The organism is Streptomyces sp. NPDC126510 (assembly GCF_040302345.1).
In the GTDB taxonomy this organism is placed as follows: domain Bacteria; phylum Actinomycetota; class Actinomycetes; order Streptomycetales; family Streptomycetaceae; genus Streptomyces.
In genome coordinates this window covers 22,092-37,561 of the sequence record NZ_JBEORR010000036.1, presented here as the reverse complement: position 1 = coordinate 37,561, position 15,470 = coordinate 22,092, and the positions used below count along the sequence as shown (strand labels likewise).

14 protein-coding genes are annotated in these 15,470 nt (G+C 70.2%); 2 read left to right on the top strand and 12 right to left on the bottom strand.

The window, feature by feature from the left end:
• Positions 1-6 precede the first annotated feature (6 nt).
• Positions 7-489 (top strand): methylated-DNA--[protein]-cysteine S-methyltransferase, encoded by a 483-nt coding sequence (locus tag ABTX60_RS35720; protein WP_352101174.1) that lies wholly within the window; start codon positions 7-9, stop codon positions 487-489.
• Here the strand turns inward: ABTX60_RS35720 and ABTX60_RS35715 are convergent.
• The 3 genes from ABTX60_RS35715 to ABTX60_RS35705 form a co-directional block, all read right to left on the bottom strand.
• The gene (locus ABTX60_RS35715) at positions 486-1,217 is read right to left on the bottom strand and encodes an SIR2 family NAD-dependent protein deacylase (RefSeq protein ID WP_352101173.1); all 732 of its coding nucleotides are present in this window, start codon (positions 1,215-1,217) and stop codon (positions 486-488) included. The genes ABTX60_RS35720 and ABTX60_RS35715 overlap by 4 nt on opposite strands.
• Before the next feature lie 80 nt (positions 1,218-1,297).
• On the bottom strand, positions 1,298-1,825 hold the full coding sequence (locus ABTX60_RS35710) for an NUDIX domain-containing protein (RefSeq protein WP_502992462.1): 528 nt from the start codon (positions 1,823-1,825) through the stop codon (positions 1,298-1,300).
• Between the two features lie 10 nt (positions 1,826-1,835).
• Positions 1,836-2,909 carry an ADP-ribosylglycohydrolase family protein gene (locus ABTX60_RS35705; RefSeq protein WP_352101171.1) on the bottom strand — a complete coding sequence of 358 codons (1,074 nt, stop codon included), beginning with the start codon at positions 2,907-2,909 and terminating at the stop codon, positions 1,836-1,838.
• A 249-nt stretch (positions 2,910-3,158) separates the two neighbouring features.
• Here ABTX60_RS35705 and ABTX60_RS35700 point away from each other — a divergent pair, with 249 nt between their 5' ends.
• The gene (locus ABTX60_RS35700) at positions 3,159-4,277 is read left to right on the top strand and encodes a glycerate kinase (protein ID WP_352101214.1); all 1,119 of its coding nucleotides are present in this window, start codon (positions 3,159-3,161) and stop codon (positions 4,275-4,277) included.
• 98 nt (positions 4,278-4,375) lie between these two features.
• On the opposite strand, the gene pssA is transcribed toward ABTX60_RS35700, so the two are convergent.
• The 9 genes from pssA to ABTX60_RS35655 all read right to left on the bottom strand — a co-directional run bounded on the left by pssA (position 4,376) and on the right by ABTX60_RS35655 (position 15,294).
• Positions 4,376-5,158 (bottom strand): CDP-diacylglycerol--serine O-phosphatidyltransferase, encoded by a 783-nt coding sequence (pssA, locus tag ABTX60_RS35695; RefSeq protein WP_352101213.1) that lies wholly within the window; start codon positions 5,156-5,158, stop codon positions 4,376-4,378.
• Between the two features lie 58 nt (positions 5,159-5,216).
• A complete protein-coding gene (locus ABTX60_RS35690) occupies positions 5,217-5,873 on the bottom strand; it encodes a phosphatidylserine decarboxylase (protein WP_053671161.1) in 657 nt (218 codons plus the stop codon).
• 170 nt (positions 5,874-6,043) lie between these two features.
• Complete coding sequence (locus ABTX60_RS35685; protein ID WP_352101170.1) at positions 6,044-7,249, bottom strand: acyl-CoA dehydrogenase family protein; 1,206 nt, start codon at positions 7,247-7,249, stop codon at positions 6,044-6,046.
• A 2-nt stretch (positions 7,250-7,251) separates the two neighbouring features.
• The gene (locus ABTX60_RS35680) at positions 7,252-7,764 is read right to left on the bottom strand and encodes a MaoC family dehydratase (RefSeq protein ID WP_030843910.1); all 513 of its coding nucleotides are present in this window, start codon (positions 7,762-7,764) and stop codon (positions 7,252-7,254) included.
• A gap of 5 nt (positions 7,765-7,769) precedes the next feature.
• The gene (locus tag ABTX60_RS35675) at positions 7,770-8,732 is read right to left on the bottom strand and encodes an HpcH/HpaI aldolase/citrate lyase family protein (RefSeq protein WP_184555485.1); all 963 of its coding nucleotides are present in this window, start codon (positions 8,730-8,732) and stop codon (positions 7,770-7,772) included.
• A complete protein-coding gene (locus tag ABTX60_RS35670) occupies positions 8,729-10,777 on the bottom strand; it encodes an ethylmalonyl-CoA mutase (RefSeq protein WP_352101169.1) in 2,049 nt (682 codons plus the stop codon). Before ABTX60_RS35670 ends, ABTX60_RS35675 begins: the two co-directional genes overlap by 4 nt.
• 17 nt (positions 10,778-10,794) lie before the next feature.
• A complete protein-coding gene (gene ccrA, locus ABTX60_RS35665) occupies positions 10,795-12,138 on the bottom strand; it encodes a crotonyl-CoA carboxylase/reductase (protein ID WP_352101168.1) in 1,344 nt (447 codons plus the stop codon).
• Positions 12,139-12,518: 380 nt separating this feature from the next.
• On the bottom strand, positions 12,519-13,328 hold the full coding sequence (locus ABTX60_RS35660; RefSeq protein WP_352101167.1) for a TetR family transcriptional regulator: 810 nt from the start codon (positions 13,326-13,328) through the stop codon (positions 12,519-12,521).
• Positions 13,329-13,488: 160 nt separating this feature from the next.
• Positions 13,489-15,294, bottom strand: coding sequence for a 3-hydroxyacyl-CoA dehydrogenase family protein (locus tag ABTX60_RS35655; protein WP_352101166.1), 1,806 nt, complete (start codon positions 15,292-15,294; stop codon positions 13,489-13,491).
• Positions 15,295-15,470 lie beyond the last annotated feature (176 nt).

Below are 15,470 nucleotides of genomic sequence, written 5' to 3'. Positions count from 1 at the left end.
GTTCCGATGAAGCAGCACACCGTGACCGACAGCCCGTACGGACCCCTCACCCTCGTCGCCGACGACGGTGTCCTGTGCGGCCTGTACATGACCGGACAGCGCCACCGCCCGGCGGAGGAGACGTTCGGCACCCGCGACGACACCCTCTTCGGGGAGGTGGAGGAGCAGCTGAAGGCCTACTTCGCGGGCGACCTCAAGGAGTTCACCGTCCCCCTGCGCCTGAACGGCACCCCGTTCCAGCGCACCGTCTGGGACCAGCTGTGCCGCATCCCTTACGGCGAGACACGCACCTACGGCCGGCTCGCCGACGCCCTCGGCGCCCCCGCCGCCTCCCGCGCGGTCGGCCTCGCCAACGGCCGCAACCCCATCGGCATCATCATCCCCTGCCACCGCGTCATCGGCGCGAACGGCGGCCTGACCGGCTACGGCGGAGGCCTGGAGCGCAAGCAGCGCCTGCTGGACTTCGAACGCGGGGCGGCGTTGTTCTAGGAGGTGGCGATCAGGCCACGCAGCAGCTCGGGCAGTGCCGTGCCGATGGGATCGCGGACGATCTCGTCGGCACGGTCGTCGTACGGGGTCGGCTCGCCGTTGACGATGACCAGTCGGGCTCCGTGGTCGGCGGCGACACCGGCGAGACCCGCCGCGGGCTGCACCTGAAGGCTCGAACCGACGGCGACGAACACGTCACAGGCCTTGCTGACGGCGGCCGCCTCGCCGAGGACGACGGGGTCGAGCCGCTCGCCGAACATCACCGTCGCCGGCTTCAGGATCCCACCGCACTCCCGGCACGGCGGATCGTCCTCACCTGCCTCCACCCGGGCCAGTGCGTCCGCCATCGGGCCGCGGGCGTGGCAGCCGGTACACACGAAACTCCGCGCCGTTCCATGCAGTTCGAGCACCTTGCGGGCGGGTATCCCGGCGAGCTGGTGCAGCCCGTCCACGTTCTGCGTGATCACCCGCACCGGCACCCCGGACCGCTCCAGCTCCGCCACCGCCCGGTGCGCGGCGTTGGGCTCGGCCCGCAGCGCCCCGGTCTCGCGCCGCATCAGCCAGGACCGGCGACGGATCTCGGCATCAGCCATGTAGTACTCGTACGTCACGAGCTTCTCGGCCTCGGGATCCCGCCGCCACAGCCCGTTCGGCCCGCGGTAGTCCGGGATCCCCGAATCCGTACTGATGCCGGCACCGGTGAGCAGGGCGACGAGGGGTTTGGCCATGTCGCCGAGGGTAGGCCGGTCCGCGGGGCGGCGGCGAACGGATTTCGAACGGAACGCCGAGGGGTGAACGGCCGGACCCGTCAGGACACCCGCCTGCCGTTCTCCAGCTCCGCCGTCCCCGAGCCGTCCGCCAGGACGTCGAGGGCGGCCAGGACACGGCCGCTGTGGGCGTCTGACAGGTACTCGGTCAGCTCCTCGCGCGCCACCAGCCGCCAGGACAGCAGCTCCTCCTCCTGGAGGCGGATCGCTTTGAAGTCGTCCTCGCTCAGCACCCCACCGTCGTACAGGTACGCCACCAGCGGCGGACGGCCCGCGCCCTGCACCCAGTCCACCGTCAGCAGCCGGCCGAGCTCACGGTCCAGGCCGATCTCCTCGGCCGTCTCGCGCCGCGCACCCTGCCGCGGGGTCTCGCCGTCGTCGGACTCGACGGTGCCGCCGGGCAGCGCCCAGCCCTCCCGGTAGTTGGGCTCGACGAGCAGCACACGGCCCTCGTCGTCCCGGAACAGCGCGGCGGCGCCGGCCAGGACGCGGGGCAGGGACGCGATGTAGGCGGCGTAGTCAGGAGAGGAAGTCACCGGTGCAGGGTAACCAGCAGCGCCCCGCCTCATCCTCCGGCGCTCAGGCCGCCTGTTCCGCCAGCCGCAGCGTCCGCTCCGCCAGCTCGCTGATCCGTACCCCGTCGAAGCCGAACACCGCGCTGCGGACCGTGTCCTCCAGCGGCGCCTTCCACTGGTCCGGGATGGCCGCGGCGCCGCCGAAGACTCCGGCCACCGAACCCGCGGTCGCGCCGTTGGAGTCGGTGTCCAGGCCGCCGCGGACCGTGAGCGTGATGGTCCGGGTGAAGTCGCCGTCGCCGTAGAGCAGGCCGGCGGTGAGGACGGCCGCGTTCGGCACGGAGTGGATCCAGCCCATCCCGGTGGTCTCCTCGGTAAGCGTGGTGAGCGTGTCCTCCCAGGACATCCGGGTGTCGTGCAGCGCGACCACCCGGCGGACCGCGCGGGCGAACCGGCTGCTCGCCGGGATCACGGCCAGCGCCTCGTCGACGGCGTGCCGCACGGTGGGCGCCGTGAACGCCGCCGCGATCAGCGCCGCAGCCCACATGGCGCCGTACACCCCGTTGCCGGTGTGCGACAGCACCGCGTCCCGCCGGGCGAGCAGGGCGGCGCGGCGCGGGACACCCGGGCAGGTCCAGCCGAAGACGTCGGCCCGGATGAGGGCGCCGATCCACTCCTGGTACGGGTTGTCGTACGTCGCCGTCAGCGGCGGCTTGAGCCCGCCCGCGAGGTTGCGGTACGCGGCCCGCTCGGCGGTGAACGTCTGCAGGTACGGCAGCCGCAGCAGCCACAGGTCGCCGACCTGCTCGGTGGTGAAGCCGAAACCGTGGGTCTCCAGCAGGTCGAGGCCGAGAATCGCGTAGTCGACATCGTCGTCACGGCAGCTGCCGTGGATGCGGCCGCGGACGCAGCTGCGCCACTCGGGGCGCAGCGCGAAACCGTCGTGCTCACTGATCGGCTCGGGCAGGTAGTCGGTCAGCGGCAGGGCCGCGGCCTGTCTGAGGTAGCGGTCGATGCGGTCGCGGGTCCACACCTCGCCCTGTTCGACCGGCTTGCCGAGCATGTTTCCCGCGATGCGGCCGGTCCAGCCGCCGAGGATGCGGTCGGAGAGCGCCGTTCCGGTGTCAACGAGGGTCATGGTTGTGGTCTACCCGTTTCGGGAGGGGGCTTGCGGCGCGTTCGGGGCTGCCGGTCCCCGGTGGCTGTTCGCGCAGTTCCCCGCGCCCCTGACGCGTCGGTCCATGGGTTGGGCAAAGGCTGACGGGCGGGGGTCCCTCCGGTTAAGGTCACAGCGGCGCGACTGGCCCTGACGTGCGTGAGGGCCCGGAGAGCAAGGGGAGTGCAAGTGGCGGACGCTGCAGTGAGCGGCACCCGGAAGGCACGGCGGGTGCTCGTCGCCGCGGACAAGTTCAAGGGGTCGCTGACGGCCGTGGAGGTCGCCGAGCGGGTGACGGCCGGGATGCGCCATGTCCTGCCGGACCTCGAGGTCGAGGCGCTGCCCGTGGCCGACGGCGGCGACGGGACCGTGGCCGCGGCCGTCGCGGCCGGATTCGAGCGCCGGGAGGTACGGGTCGCCGGGCCCCTCGGCGACGAGGTGACGGCGGCCTTCGCGCTGCGCGAGGGCACCGCCGTCGTGGAGATGGCCGAGGCGAGCGGGCTGCAACGGCTTCCCGCCGGGGTCTTCGCCCCGCTCACCGCGTCCACGTACGGCTCCGGCGAGCTGCTGAGGGCCGCGCTGGACGCGGGTGCCCGCACGATCGTCTTCGGGGTCGGCGGCAGCGCCACCACCGACGGCGGCGCCGGGATGCTGTCGGCGCTGGGCGCCCGGTTCCTTGACGCCGACGGGGAGCCGGTGCCCCCGGGCGGCGGCGGACTCGCCCGGCTGGCCACCGCCGATCTGTCGGGACTCGACCCGCGCCTCGCCGAGATCGAGCTGGTCCTCGCGAGCGACGTCGACAACCCGCTGACCGGCCCGAAGGGCGCCCCCGCCATCTACGGCCCGCAGAAGGGCGCCTCACCCGACGACGTGGAGGCGCTGGACACCGCCCTCGCGCACTTCGCGGAGGTGCTCCGGGGCCCGGTCGGTCCCCAGGCCGCCCAGTACGCGGCATCGCCGGGTGCGGGCGCGGCGGGCGGCATCGGCTACGGCGCCCTGCTGCTGGGCGCCCGGTTCCGTCCCGGGATCGAGGTCATGCTCGACGTCCTGGGCTTCGCCCCCGCCCTGGACCGCGCCGACCTGGTCATCACCGGCGAGGGTTCCCTCGACGAGCAGACCCTCCACGGCAAGGCCCCGGCGGGCGTGGCCGCCGCGGCCCGGGCCGCGGACAAGGACGTCGTGGCGGTCTGCGGCCGCCTGGCCCTGCCGCCCCAGACCCTGGGCCGCGCCGGTTTCCGCCGGGCCTACCCCCTCACGGACGAGGAACCGGACGTCGCGAAGTGCATCGCGGAAGCGGGCCCGATCCTGGAGCGGGTGGCGGAGCGGATCGCCCGGGACTTCCTGACCTGAGCCGGGCGGTTCCCTCCGCTGCGGCAACCCATGACGGCGCCCCGTGCACGAGAAAGGCCCCGAGCTCTCAGCTCGGGGCCTTCGTCGTCGTACGGTCGCTACGGCAGCTGCGCCGTCCGCGCCTCGCGGCGGTTGTCACGGAAGTTGTTCACCCGCCGGGCCGTAGCGAACAGCGGGATCACCGCCCCCATGACCAGCTGGAGCGCACAGCCCGTCTGGAGCAGCAGCTGGCCGCTCGGTGCGTCGAAGGCCCAGGCGGCCATCATGCCCATGCCCAGCACGATCCACGACAGCATCGCCACGGCGAGCCGGCCCCGCGGCTTCGGGTACTCCACGCGGCTCACCATCAGCCACGCCGTCCCCAGGATCGCCAGCAGGGTCGCCACGAAGGGCAGCTCCAGCAACACGATGGACACCACGGTCAGCGCGCCGAACGGTGACGGCATGCCCTGGAACGTGCCGTCCTTGACCGTGACGCACGAGAACCGGGCAAGCCGTAGCACCACCGCCAGCAGCACCACGATCGCCCCGACCGCCGCGACCCGCTGGTACGCGCCCTCGGCCACCATGCCGTAGACGAGGACGAAGTACGCCGGCGCCAGGCCGAAGCTGATCAGGTCGGACAGGTTGTCCAGTTCGGCGCCCATGGGGGAGGAGCGCAGCTTGCGCGCCACCAGGCCGTCGAACAGGTCGAAGACCGCCGCGCACAGCATCAGGATGACCGCCGTGGCCGCGCTGTTGCGCGCCATGCCGGACTCCTGGCTGCCCATGAGGTCCGGGATCAGGATGCCGGTGGTGGTGAAGTACACCGCCATGAAACCGCACGTGGCGTTACCGAGGGTCAGCGTGTCCGCTATCGACAGGCGAAGAGAGAGGGGCATCTCCTCTTCCTCGTCGACCCCGTCGGACTCCGGGACCCAGCCGGCCTTGGTGTCAGGATCAATCACGGTCAATGCGAGTCACCCCCGCCACGGTCTTCTGACCGACCTCGACCGCGACCTCCACGCCCTCGGGCAGGTAGAGGTCGACCCGCGAGCCGAAGCGGATCAGGCCGATCCGCTCGCCCTGCTCGACCTTCGTGCCCTCGGGCAGGTAGGGGACGATACGACGGGCGACCGCGCCGGCGATCTGGATCATCTCGATGTCGCCGAGCTCGGTGTCGAAGTGCCAGACGACACGCTCGTTGTTCTCGCTCTCCTTGTTGAAGGCGGGAACGAAGCCACCGGGGATGTGCTCGACCGACGTCACCGTGCCGGCCAGCGGCGCGCGGTTGACGTGGACGTTGAGCGGGCTCATGAAGATCGCGACGCGGGTGCGGCCGTCCTTCCACGGCATGATGCTCTGCACCACACCGTCGGCGGGCGAGATGACCCGGCCCTGGGTGATCTCACGCTCGGGGTCGCGGAAGAACCACAGCATCCCCGCCGCGAGCGCGGTGGCGGGAACGGCGACGGCCTTGGCGGCGCCGGAGCGCCGGGCCCGTGCCAGGCTGAGGGCTGCGGTGGCGACGGTCGGAAGGAGCCACGGCGATGCTCCGCGCGCGAGGCGTACGCCGGCCCGGCTGTCGCGAGGTGCAGAGGTTTGGCTGTGGGGCATGGATGACCTTCGTAGCGGATGATGCCGCACACTGACGGGGGACGGCGGCTTTCCGGCGATCGTAGCGGCTCGGGGCCGTAACTGGGTAAGCCAGGCAGCCGAGTCGGCGGCAGAAGAGTGCTGACGGGGTGTGATCTTCTTCTCCAAGAAAACACCCCGTATCCGGACATCTAGCCCTGGAATCGATACTCTTCGAGCAGCCGCCTGCCGATGATCATTTTCTGGATCTCGGCGGTACCTTCACCGATGAGCAGCATCGGGGCCTCACGGTAGAGGCGCTCGATCTCGTACTCCTTGGAGAAGCCGTAGCCGCCGTGGATCCGGAAGGCGTCTTCGACGACCTCCTTGCAGTACTCGGAGGCGAGGTACTTCGCCATCCCTGCCTCCAGGTCGTTTCGCTCCCCGGAGTCCTTTTTGCGTGCTGCGTTCACCATCATCGCATGGGCGGCCTCGACCTTGGTAGCCATCTCGGCCAGCTTGAACTGGATCGCCTGGTGCTGGGCGATCGGCTTGCCGAAGGTGTGGCGCTGCTGCGCGTACCGCACGCCCAGTTCGAACGCACGCTGAGCGACGCCGCAGCCACGCGCCGCCACGTTCACACGGCCGACCTCGACCCCGTCCATCATCTGATAGAAACCACGGCCGGTGACCCCGCCGAGCACACGATCCGCAGGAATCCGCAGGCCATCCATGATGAGTTCGGTGGTGTCGACCCCCTTGTAACCCATCTTGTCGATCTTGCCGGGGATCGTGAGGCCGGGGCGCACCTCGCCGAAGCCGGGCTCCTTCTCGACCAGGAAGGTCGTCATCGACTTGTGAGGCGCGGTGCCCTCGGCGTGACCTTCGTCACTTCTCACGAGGACGGCCACCAGGGACGACGTTCCGCCGTTCGTCAGCCACATCTTCTGGCCGTTGAGGACGTACTCCTCGCCGTCCTTGACCGCCTTCGACGTGATCGCCGACACGTCCGAGCCCAGGCCCGGCTCCGACATCGAGAAGGCGCCCCGGATGTCGCCGGCGGCCATCCTCGGCAGGAAGTGGTCCTTCTGCTCCTGCGTGCCGTGCTGCTTGAGCATGTACGCCACGATGAAGTGGGTGTTGATGATGCCGGAGACCGACATCCAGCCGCGGGCGATCTCCTCGACGCAGAGGGCGTAGGTGAGGAGCGACTCGCCCAGGCCCCCGTACTCCTCCGGGATCATCAGGCCGAACAGGCCCAACTCCTTGAGGCCGTCGACGATCTGCTGCGGGTACTCGTCGCGGTGCTCCAGTTCCGTGGCGACCGGAATGATCTCCTTGTCCACGAAGTCCCGGACGGTGGACAGGATCTCCTGCTGGACGTCCGTCAGACCGGCGGTCTGGGCGAGTCGCGCCATGGCTACTTCTCCTGCTCCCTGAGCTCGGGGCGGCCGGGCTGCTCGCCGCCGCGCTCCTTGATGTACGTCTCGGTCGGCACCATCACCTTGCGGCGGAACACGCAGACCAGCGTGCCGTCCTGCTTGTAGCCCTTGGTCTCGACGTAGACGATCCCGCGGTCGTTCTTCGACTTCGACGGCCACTTGTCGAGCACGGTCGTCTGGCCGTAGATCGTGTCGCCGTGGAAGGTCGGCGCCACGTGCTTCAGCGACTCGATCTCCAGGTTGGCGATGGCCTTGCCGGAGATGTCCGGCACGGACATGCCGAGCAGCAGCGAGTAGATGTAGTTGCCCACGACGACGTTCTTGCCGAAGTCGGTCGTCTTCTCCGCATAGTTGGTGTCCATGTGGAGCGGGTGGTGGTTCATGGTGAGGAGACAGAACAGGTGGTCGTCGTACTCCGTGACCGTCTTTCCCGGCCAGTGCTTGTACGTCGCCCCGACCTCGAACTCCTCGTAGGTGCGCCCGAACTGCATCGCGCTCAGCCCTCCGGGATCTCGAACTTGCTGGTGCGCTGCATGCCGGCGGCGCGGCCCTTGCCGGAGATGACCAGGGCCATCTTGCGGCTGGCCTCGTCGATCATCTCGTCGCCGAGCATCGCGGAGCCCTTCTTGCCGCCCGCCTCGGACGTGTAGTAGTCGTACGCGTCCAGGATCAGCTCGGCGTGGTCGTAGTCCTCCTGCGACGGCGAGAAGATCTCGTTGGACGCCTCGACCTGGCCCGGGTGCAGCACCCACTTGCCGTCGAAGCCGAGCGCGGCGGCGCGCTGGGCGACCTCGCGGTAGCCGTCGATGTTGCGGATCTGCAGGTAGGGGCCGTCGATCGCCTGGAGGTTGTTGGCGCGGGCGGCCATCAGGATCTTCATCAGGATGTAGTGGTAGGCGTCCGCCGGGTAGCCGGGCGGCTGCTCGCCCACGACCAGCGACTTCATGTTGATGGACGCCATGAAGTCGGCCGGGCCGAAGATGATCGTCTCGACGCGCTGGGAGGCCGTCGCGATCTCGTTGACGTTGTTCAGGCCCTGCGCGTTCTCGATCTGCGCCTCGATGCCGATCTTGCCGACCTCGAAGCCCATCGTCTTCTCGATCTGGGTGAGGAGGAGGTCGAGAGCGACGATCTGCTCGGCCGTCTGCACCTTCGGCAGCATGATGCAGTCGAGGTTCTGGCCGGCGCCCTCGACGACCGTGACGACATCGCGGTACGTCCACTCGGTCGTCCAGTCGTTGACGCGCACGACCCGCGTCTTGCCCGTCCAGTCGCCCTCGTTGAGGAACTTCACGATGGTGTGCCGCGCCTCGGGCTTGGCGAGCGGGGCGCACGCGTCCTCCAGGTCGAGGAAGACCTGGTCGGCCGGGAGGCCCTGGGCCTTCTCCAGGAAGCGCGGGTTCGAGCCCGGTACCGCCAGGCAGGAACGCCGGGGGCGAAGGCGGTTGACCGTGGTCATGCGGGGACCTCCAGGGGGTCGAGCTTGTTCGCTTTCCGGATCTCGTCGACGATGCGGCCGATGATTCCGGTGATGTCGAAGTCCTTCGGGGTGAAGACCGCGGCCACTCCGGCTTCCCTGAGCTGCTCGGCGTCACCATTCGGGATGATGCCACCGGCGATCACGGGTATATCTGTGGCACCGGCCACACGCAGCCGTTCGAGGACGTCGGGGACCAGCTGGGCGTGCGAGCCGGACAGGATGGACAGGCCGACCGCGTGCACGTCCTCGGCGAGGGCCGCGTCCACGATCTGCTCCGGCGTCAGCCGGATGCCTTGGTAGACCACCTCGAAGCCGGCGTCGCGCGCACGGACCGCGATCTGCTCGGCGCCGTTGGAGTGCCCGTCCAATCCCGGCTTGCCGACCAGGAAGCGCAGCTTGCCCACGCCCAGGTCCTTGGCCGTCAGGTCCACCTTGCGGCGGACCAGGGCGAGCGTGCTGCCCTCCTCGACGGGGACGGCCACCGGCGCCGACGAGACGCCCGTGGGCGCCCGGAACTCGCCGAACACCTCGCGCAGCGCCCCGGCCCACTCGCCGGTCGTCGCCCCGGCGCGGGCGCACTCCAGGGTGGCCTCCATGAGGTTCTCGTCGCCGCGCGCGGCCTCCTTCAGCCGCTCCAGGGCCTTGCAGGGCCGCGGGTGGTTGAAGGGCGGCTGGTAGCGGCTGTCGCGCCACTGCTGGAGCGAGGCGATGACCCGGGCCTCGACCGCCGGGTCCACCGTCTGGATCGCGGTGTCCAGGTCGGCGGTCAGCGGGTTCGGCTCGGTGCCCTCGAAGGCGTTGACACCGATGATCTTCTCCTGGCCGGACTCGATCCGGCCCCGGCGCTCGGCGTGCGAGGCGACCAGCTGCGACTTGAGGTAGCCGGACTCGACGGCCGCCATCGCGCCGCCCATCTCCTGGATGCGGTCGATCTCGGCGAACGACGCCTCGACCAGCTGCTCCACCTTCGCCTCGATCACCTTCGAGCCCTCGAAGATGTCCTCGTACTCCAGCAGATCGCTCTCGTACGCCAGCACCTGCTGGATGCGCAGCGACCACTGCTGGTCCCAGGGGCGGGGCAGGCCCAGGGCCTCGTTCCAGGCGGGGAGCTGCACGGCGCGGGCGCGCGCGTCCTTGGAGAGGGTGACGGCCAGCATCTCCAGGACGATCCGCTGGACGTTGTTCTCCGGCTGCGCCTCCGTCAGGCCCAGGGAGTTGACCTGGACGCCGTAGCGGAAGCGGCGCTGCTTGGGGTTCTCGATGCCGTACCGCTCGCGGGTGATGCGGTCCCAGATGCGGCCGAACGCCCGCATCTTGCACATCTCCTCGATGAAGCGGACGCCCGCGTTCACGAAGAACGAGATGCGGGCCACGACATCGCCCATGCGCTCCTGCGGCACCTGGCCGGAGTCGCGCACGGCGTCGAGGACGGCGATCGCGGTGGACATCGCGTACGCGATCTCCTGGACCGGCGTGGCGCCCGCCTCCTGCAGGTGGTAGCTGCAGATGTTGATCGGGTTCCACTTCGGGATGTGGGAGACCGTGTACGCGATCATGTCCGTCGTCAGGCGGAGGCTCGGCCCCGGCGGGAAGACGTGCGTCCCGCGGGAGAGGTACTCCTTGACGATGTCGTTCTGGGTCGTGCCCTGGAGCTTGGTGATGTCCGCGCCCTGCTCCTCGGCGACGACCTGGTAGAGCGCCAGCAGCCACATGGCGGTGGCGTTGATCGTCATCGAGGTGTTCATCTGCTCCAGGGGGATGTCCTGGAACAGCCGGCGCATGTCACCGACGTGCGCGATCGGCACGCCGACCCGGCCGACCTCGCCGCGGGCGAGGACGTGGTCGGAGTCGTAGCCGGTCTGCGTCGGCAGGTCGAACGCCACCGACAGACCCGTCTGGCCCTTGGCGAGGTTGCGCCGGTACAGCTCGTTGGACGCCTCGGCCGTGGAGTGACCGGCATACGTGCGCATGAGCCACGGCCGGTCCTTCTCCCGCCTGCCTTCGGCGGGCTGACGCTCAGTCATCTGTGCCCCCGTATGTCTCAGATGTTGCGGAAGCGGTTGATGGCGTCGATGTGCTGGGCGCGCTTCTCCTGGTCGCGCACGCCCAGGCCCTCCTCGGGGGACATGCACAGCACGCCGACCTTGCCCTGGTGCAGGTTGCGGTGCACGTCGTAGGCGGCCTGGCCGGTGTCCTGAAGGGAGTACACCTTGGACAGGGTGGGGTGGATCTTGCCCTTCGCGATGAGGCGGTTGGCCTCCCACGCCTCGCGGTAGTTGGCGAAGTGCGAGCCGATGATGCGCTTCAGGGACATCCACAGGTAGCGGTTGTCGTACTCGTGCATGTATCCCGAGGTCGAGGCGCACGTGGTGATGGTGCCGCCCTTGCGGGTGACGAAGACGCTCGCGCCGAAGGTCTCGCGGCCGGGGTGCTCGAAGACGATGTCGATGTCCTCGCCGCCGGTGAGCTCGCGGATGCGCTTGCCGAAGCGCTTCCACTCCTTGGGGTCCTGGGTGTTCTCGTCCTTCCAGAACTTGTAGCCCTCGGCGTTGCGGTCGATGATCGCGTCGGCGCCCATCGAGCGGCAGATGTCCGCCTTCTGCTCGCTGGAGACGACACAGATCGGGTTGGCGCCGCCGGCCAACGCGAACTGGGTGGCGTAGGAGCCGAGGCCGCCGCTCGCGCCCCAGATGAGGACGTTGTCGCCCTGCTTCATGCCGGCGCCGTTGCGGGAGACCAGCTGCCGGTAGGCGGTGGAGTTGACCAGGCCGGGGGCGGCGGCCTCCTCCCACGACAGGTGGTCGGGCTTCGGCATCAGCTGGTTGGACTTGACCAGCGCGATCTCGGCGAGGCCGCCGAAGTTGGTCTCGAAGCCCCAGATGCGCTGCTCGGGGTCGAGCATCGTGTCGTTGTGGCCGTCGCTGGACTCCAGCTCGACGGAGAGGCAGTGCGCGACGACCTCGTCACCGGGCCGCCAGGCGTTGACGCCCGGGCCGGTGCGCAGGACGACGCCCGCGAGGTCCGAGCCGATGATGTGGTACGGCAGGTCGTGGCGCTTGGCCAGCTCGTTGGTGCGGCCGTAGCGCTCCAGGAAGCCGAAGGTGGACAGCGGCTCGAAGATCGACGTCCACACCGAGTTGTAGTTGACCGACGAGGCCATGACGGCCACCAGGGCCTCGCCCGGGCCGAGCTCGGGCAGCGGCACCTCGTCCAGGTGGATCGACTTGCGGGGGTCCTTGTCGCGGGTCTCGAGGCCCGCGAACATCTCCGTCTCGTCCTTGTGCACGGTGATCGCGCGGTACGACTCGGGGAGCGGGAGGGCGGCGAAGTCCTCCGACGTGGAGTCGGGCGACTGGATCGCGGCCAGGATGTCCTTAACGGTCACGGTGTTGCCTCCGGCGGTGAGCGCCCTGAGGGAGGGGCGCCGATGGGTTCGTCGGTGCTGCTGAGGGTTGAGGGTGTGCCGTCGGTTCGGCGGTGGTGCTGATCGGCAGCGCTGGGTGGCGCGGGAGGTTGCCTGTGACGCAGGCGCCGGGCGGGCAAGCGGGTGAGCCTGCTGGGACGTCGCCCGGACCTCTTCAACGTATGACACCGCGTGTCACCCCGCAAGGCACTGAGTGCCAGAACTTGGCCTCAGATGAAATCTTTACGTAACAAATGAGCGATGATCGATCGAACGGCCTCGGCAAGGGCCTGCAAAACGGCCCCTGACATGCCAAAACGGCCACCCCGAGGGGTGGCCGTGATCACACGCGTGAAGAGGGCTCAGCGTTCCTTGAGTGCCTGCTCGATGGTCCGCATGACCTCGTCCAGCGGCGCGTCGGTGCGGGCTACGGTCACCAGCACCTCGCCCTGCGCCGAGGCGGTCGCCACGGCCGGCTGCGGTTCCGTGGAGCGCCCCGCCCCGATGCCCGTGCCGAAGGTCTTGCGCACGATCGCGAAGGCGTGGTCCAGCTGCGCCTCCACGTCGCCCTGGCCGCCCGCCCGCAGCCAGCGCCGCAGCACGTGGTTGTGGGCCGTGACGACCGCGGACGCGGCGACCTCCGCCAGCAGCGGGTCGTCGTTGGCGTCGTCGGCGTGCGCCCGCTCGTCGAAGTGGCCGAGGAGGTAGCGGGTGAAGAGACGCTCGTAGCGGGCCACCGACGCGATCTCCGCCTCGCGCAGGGTGGGCACCTCGCGGGTCAGCTTGTAACGGGCGACCGAGATCTCCGGCCGCGCCGCGTACATCCTCATGACCTCCTTGATGCCACGGCACACCGTGTCGAGCGGATGCTCGTGCGCGGGCGCGGCGTTGAGCACCGCCTCGGCCCGGATCAGGGTGTCGTCGTGGTCGGGGAAGATCGCCTCTTCCTTGGAACGGAAGTGGCGGAAGAAGGTGCGGCGGGCGACCCCTGCCTGGGCCGCGATCTCGTCGACGGTGGTCGCCTCGTACCCCTTGGTCGCGAACAGCTCCATCGCGGCTGCCGCCAGTTCCCGGCGCATCTTGAGCCGCTGGGCGGCGGCGCGAGAGCCGGCGGCACTCTCCGGCACGTCGGCCGTGGCTGGTGTACGTGAGGACTTGGCGGGCTGGGGCATGCCCTGAACGTACTGCATGTGCGCAGCTCGCCGCGCATGGCCCGGTTCTTCCCCGGTGCCCGGGGACGGGGGAGGGGCGGGCCGGCCGGCCGGGTGGAACCGGTCCGGGCCGAGCAGGCCGCCCCACTCCGCGCCGGACCGGAACCAGTCGCCGGGACGCTCAGCGCTTGGCATATTCGCGGAAGCCTCGGCCGGTCTTGCGGCCGAGGCAGCCCGCGGCCACCAGGTGCTCCAGCAGCGGCGCCGGAGCGAGCCCCGGGTCGCGGAACTCGCGGTGCAGGACCTTCTCGATGGCGAGCGAGACGTCCAGCCCGACGACGTCCAGCAGCTCGAACGGACCCATCGGGTAGCCGCCGCCCAGCTTCATCGCCGCGTCGATGTCGTCGAGGGAGGCGTAGTGCTCCTCGACCATCTTGATCGCGTTGTTCAGGTACGGGAAGAGGAGAGCGTTCACGATGAAACCGGCCCGGTCGCCGCAGTCGACCGGGTGCTTCCTGATGCGGCCGCACACCTCGCGGACCGTCGCGTGGACGTCGTCGGCGGTCAGCACCGTACGGACGACCTCGACCAGTTTCATGGCCGGCGCCGGGTTGAAGAAGTGCATGCCGATCACGTCCTGCGGGCGCGAGGTGGCCCGGGCGCAGGCGACGACGGGCAGCGACGAGGTCGTGGTGGCCAGGATCGCGCCCGGCTTGCAGACCTTGTCCAGGGCCGCGAACAGCTGCCGCTTGACCTCCAGGTCCTCGGCGACCGCCTCCACGGCCAGGTCGACGCCGGCGAAGTCCTCGTAGGTGCCCGAGGCCGTGATCCGGTCCAGGGTCCCGGCGGCCGCCTCGGCGGTCATCCGGCCCTTGTCGACCGAGCGGGACAGGGACTTGCCGATCCGGGCCTTGGCGGTCTGCGCCTTCTCCGCGGTGCGGGCGGCGATGACCACCTCGTACCCGGCCTTGGCGAAGACCTCGGCGATACCGGAGGCCATGGTGCCCGACCCCGCGACACCCACCGAGCGGATCTCCCGGCCGGGAGCCAGGTCGCCGCCCTCCAGCGGGGTCAGGGCGTCCCGCACGACGACCGCGCTGCCCGGTGCCTCGTAGGTGTAGAAGCCGCGCCCCGCCTTGCGACCCGTCAGGCCCGCCTCGCTCAGCTGCTTGAGGATCGGGGCCGGGGCGTGCAACCGGTCGCGGGAGGCGGCGTACATGGCCTCCAGGACCGTGCGCGCGGTGTCGACGCCGATCAGGTCGAGCAGTGCCAGCGGGCCCATCGGCAGTCCGCAGCCCAGCCGCATCGCGGCGTCGATGTCCTCGCGGGAGGCGTACTTCGCCTCGTACATCGCGGCCGCCTGGTTGAGGTAGCCGAACAGCAGGCCGTCCGCGACGAACCCGGGGCGGTCGCCGACCGCGACGGGCTCCTTGCCCAGGTCGAGCGCGAGGTCGGTGACCGCCGTGACGGCCGCCGGCGCGGTCAGCACCGAGGAGACGACCTCGACCAGCTTCATGGCCGGCGCGGGGTTGAAGAAGTGCAGGCCCAGCACCCGCTCGGGGCGGGACGAGTCGGCGGCCAGCCGGGTCACGGACAGGGCGTTGGTGCCGGTCGCCAGGATCGTCTCGGGGCGCACGATCCCGTCCAGCTCCCGGAAGATCTGCTGCTTGATCTCGTACGACTCCGGGGCCACCTCGATGACCAGGTCGGCGTCGGCGGCGGTGCGCAGGTCACCGGAGGTGCGGACACGGCCGAGGATCTCGGCGCGCTCCTGCTCGGTCAGCCGGCCGCGCTCGACGCCGCGGGCGGTGGAGGCCTCCAGGGCGGCGACGCACTTCGCGGCCTGGGCCTCGCTGATGTCGATGCCGACGACCGTACGGCCGGCCTTGGCGAGGACCTCGGCGATGCCGGTGCCCATCGTGCCGAGGCCGACGACGGCGACGGTCTGCAGCGTGGACTGGGACGGGTCGGAAAGGGGAGAGGCCATCGCGGGACTCCAGGATGAGGGTGACGACGGGGAACGCGCTCCGGGTGCGCCGCAGGGGGCCCGGCAGGAGCCGGACCACGGGCGCACCGGGGTGCGTGGATGAGTGCGGGTGCTGGCCGGGCTGCGAAGCGCACACGCCCGGTGCCGCCTCCACGGGCGTGCACACGCCCGGGATG

Bases quoted from the DNA above. Each gene is read 5' to 3' on its own strand.
- ABTX60_RS35720 (WP_352101174.1), top strand. From the start codon at position 7: ATGAAGCAGCACACCGTGACCGACAGCCCGTACGGACCCCTCACCCTC.
- ABTX60_RS35715 (WP_352101173.1), bottom strand. From the start codon at position 1,217: ATGGCCAAACCCCTCGTCGCCCTGCTCACCGGTGCCGGCATCAGTACG.
- ABTX60_RS35710 (WP_502992462.1), bottom strand. From the start codon at position 1,825: ATGAGGCGGGGCGCTGCTGGTTACCCTGCACCGGTGACTTCCTCTCCT.
- ABTX60_RS35705 (WP_352101171.1), bottom strand. From the start codon at position 2,909: ATGACCCTCGTTGACACCGGAACGGCGCTCTCCGACCGCATCCTCGGC.
- pssA (WP_352101213.1), bottom strand. From the start codon at position 5,158: ATGCCCCTCTCTCTTCGCCTGTCGATAGCGGACACGCTGACCCTCGGT.
- ABTX60_RS35690 (WP_053671161.1), bottom strand. From the start codon at position 5,873: ATGCCCCACAGCCAAACCTCTGCACCTCGCGACAGCCGGGCCGGCGTA.
- ABTX60_RS35685 (WP_352101170.1), bottom strand. From the start codon at position 7,249: ATGGCGCGACTCGCCCAGACCGCCGGTCTGACGGACGTCCAGCAGGAG.
- ABTX60_RS35680 (WP_030843910.1), bottom strand. From the start codon at position 7,764: ATGCAGTTCGGGCGCACCTACGAGGAGTTCGAGGTCGGGGCGACGTAC.
- ABTX60_RS35675 (WP_184555485.1), bottom strand. From the start codon at position 8,732: ATGACCACGGTCAACCGCCTTCGCCCCCGGCGTTCCTGCCTGGCGGTA.
- ABTX60_RS35670 (WP_352101169.1), bottom strand. From the start codon at position 10,777: ATGACTGAGCGTCAGCCCGCCGAAGGCAGGCGGGAGAAGGACCGGCCG.
- ABTX60_RS35660 (WP_352101167.1), bottom strand. From the start codon at position 13,328: ATGCCCCAGCCCGCCAAGTCCTCACGTACACCAGCCACGGCCGACGTG.
- ABTX60_RS35655 (WP_352101166.1), bottom strand. From the start codon at position 15,294: ATGGCCTCTCCCCTTTCCGACCCGTCCCAGTCCACGCTGCAGACCGTC.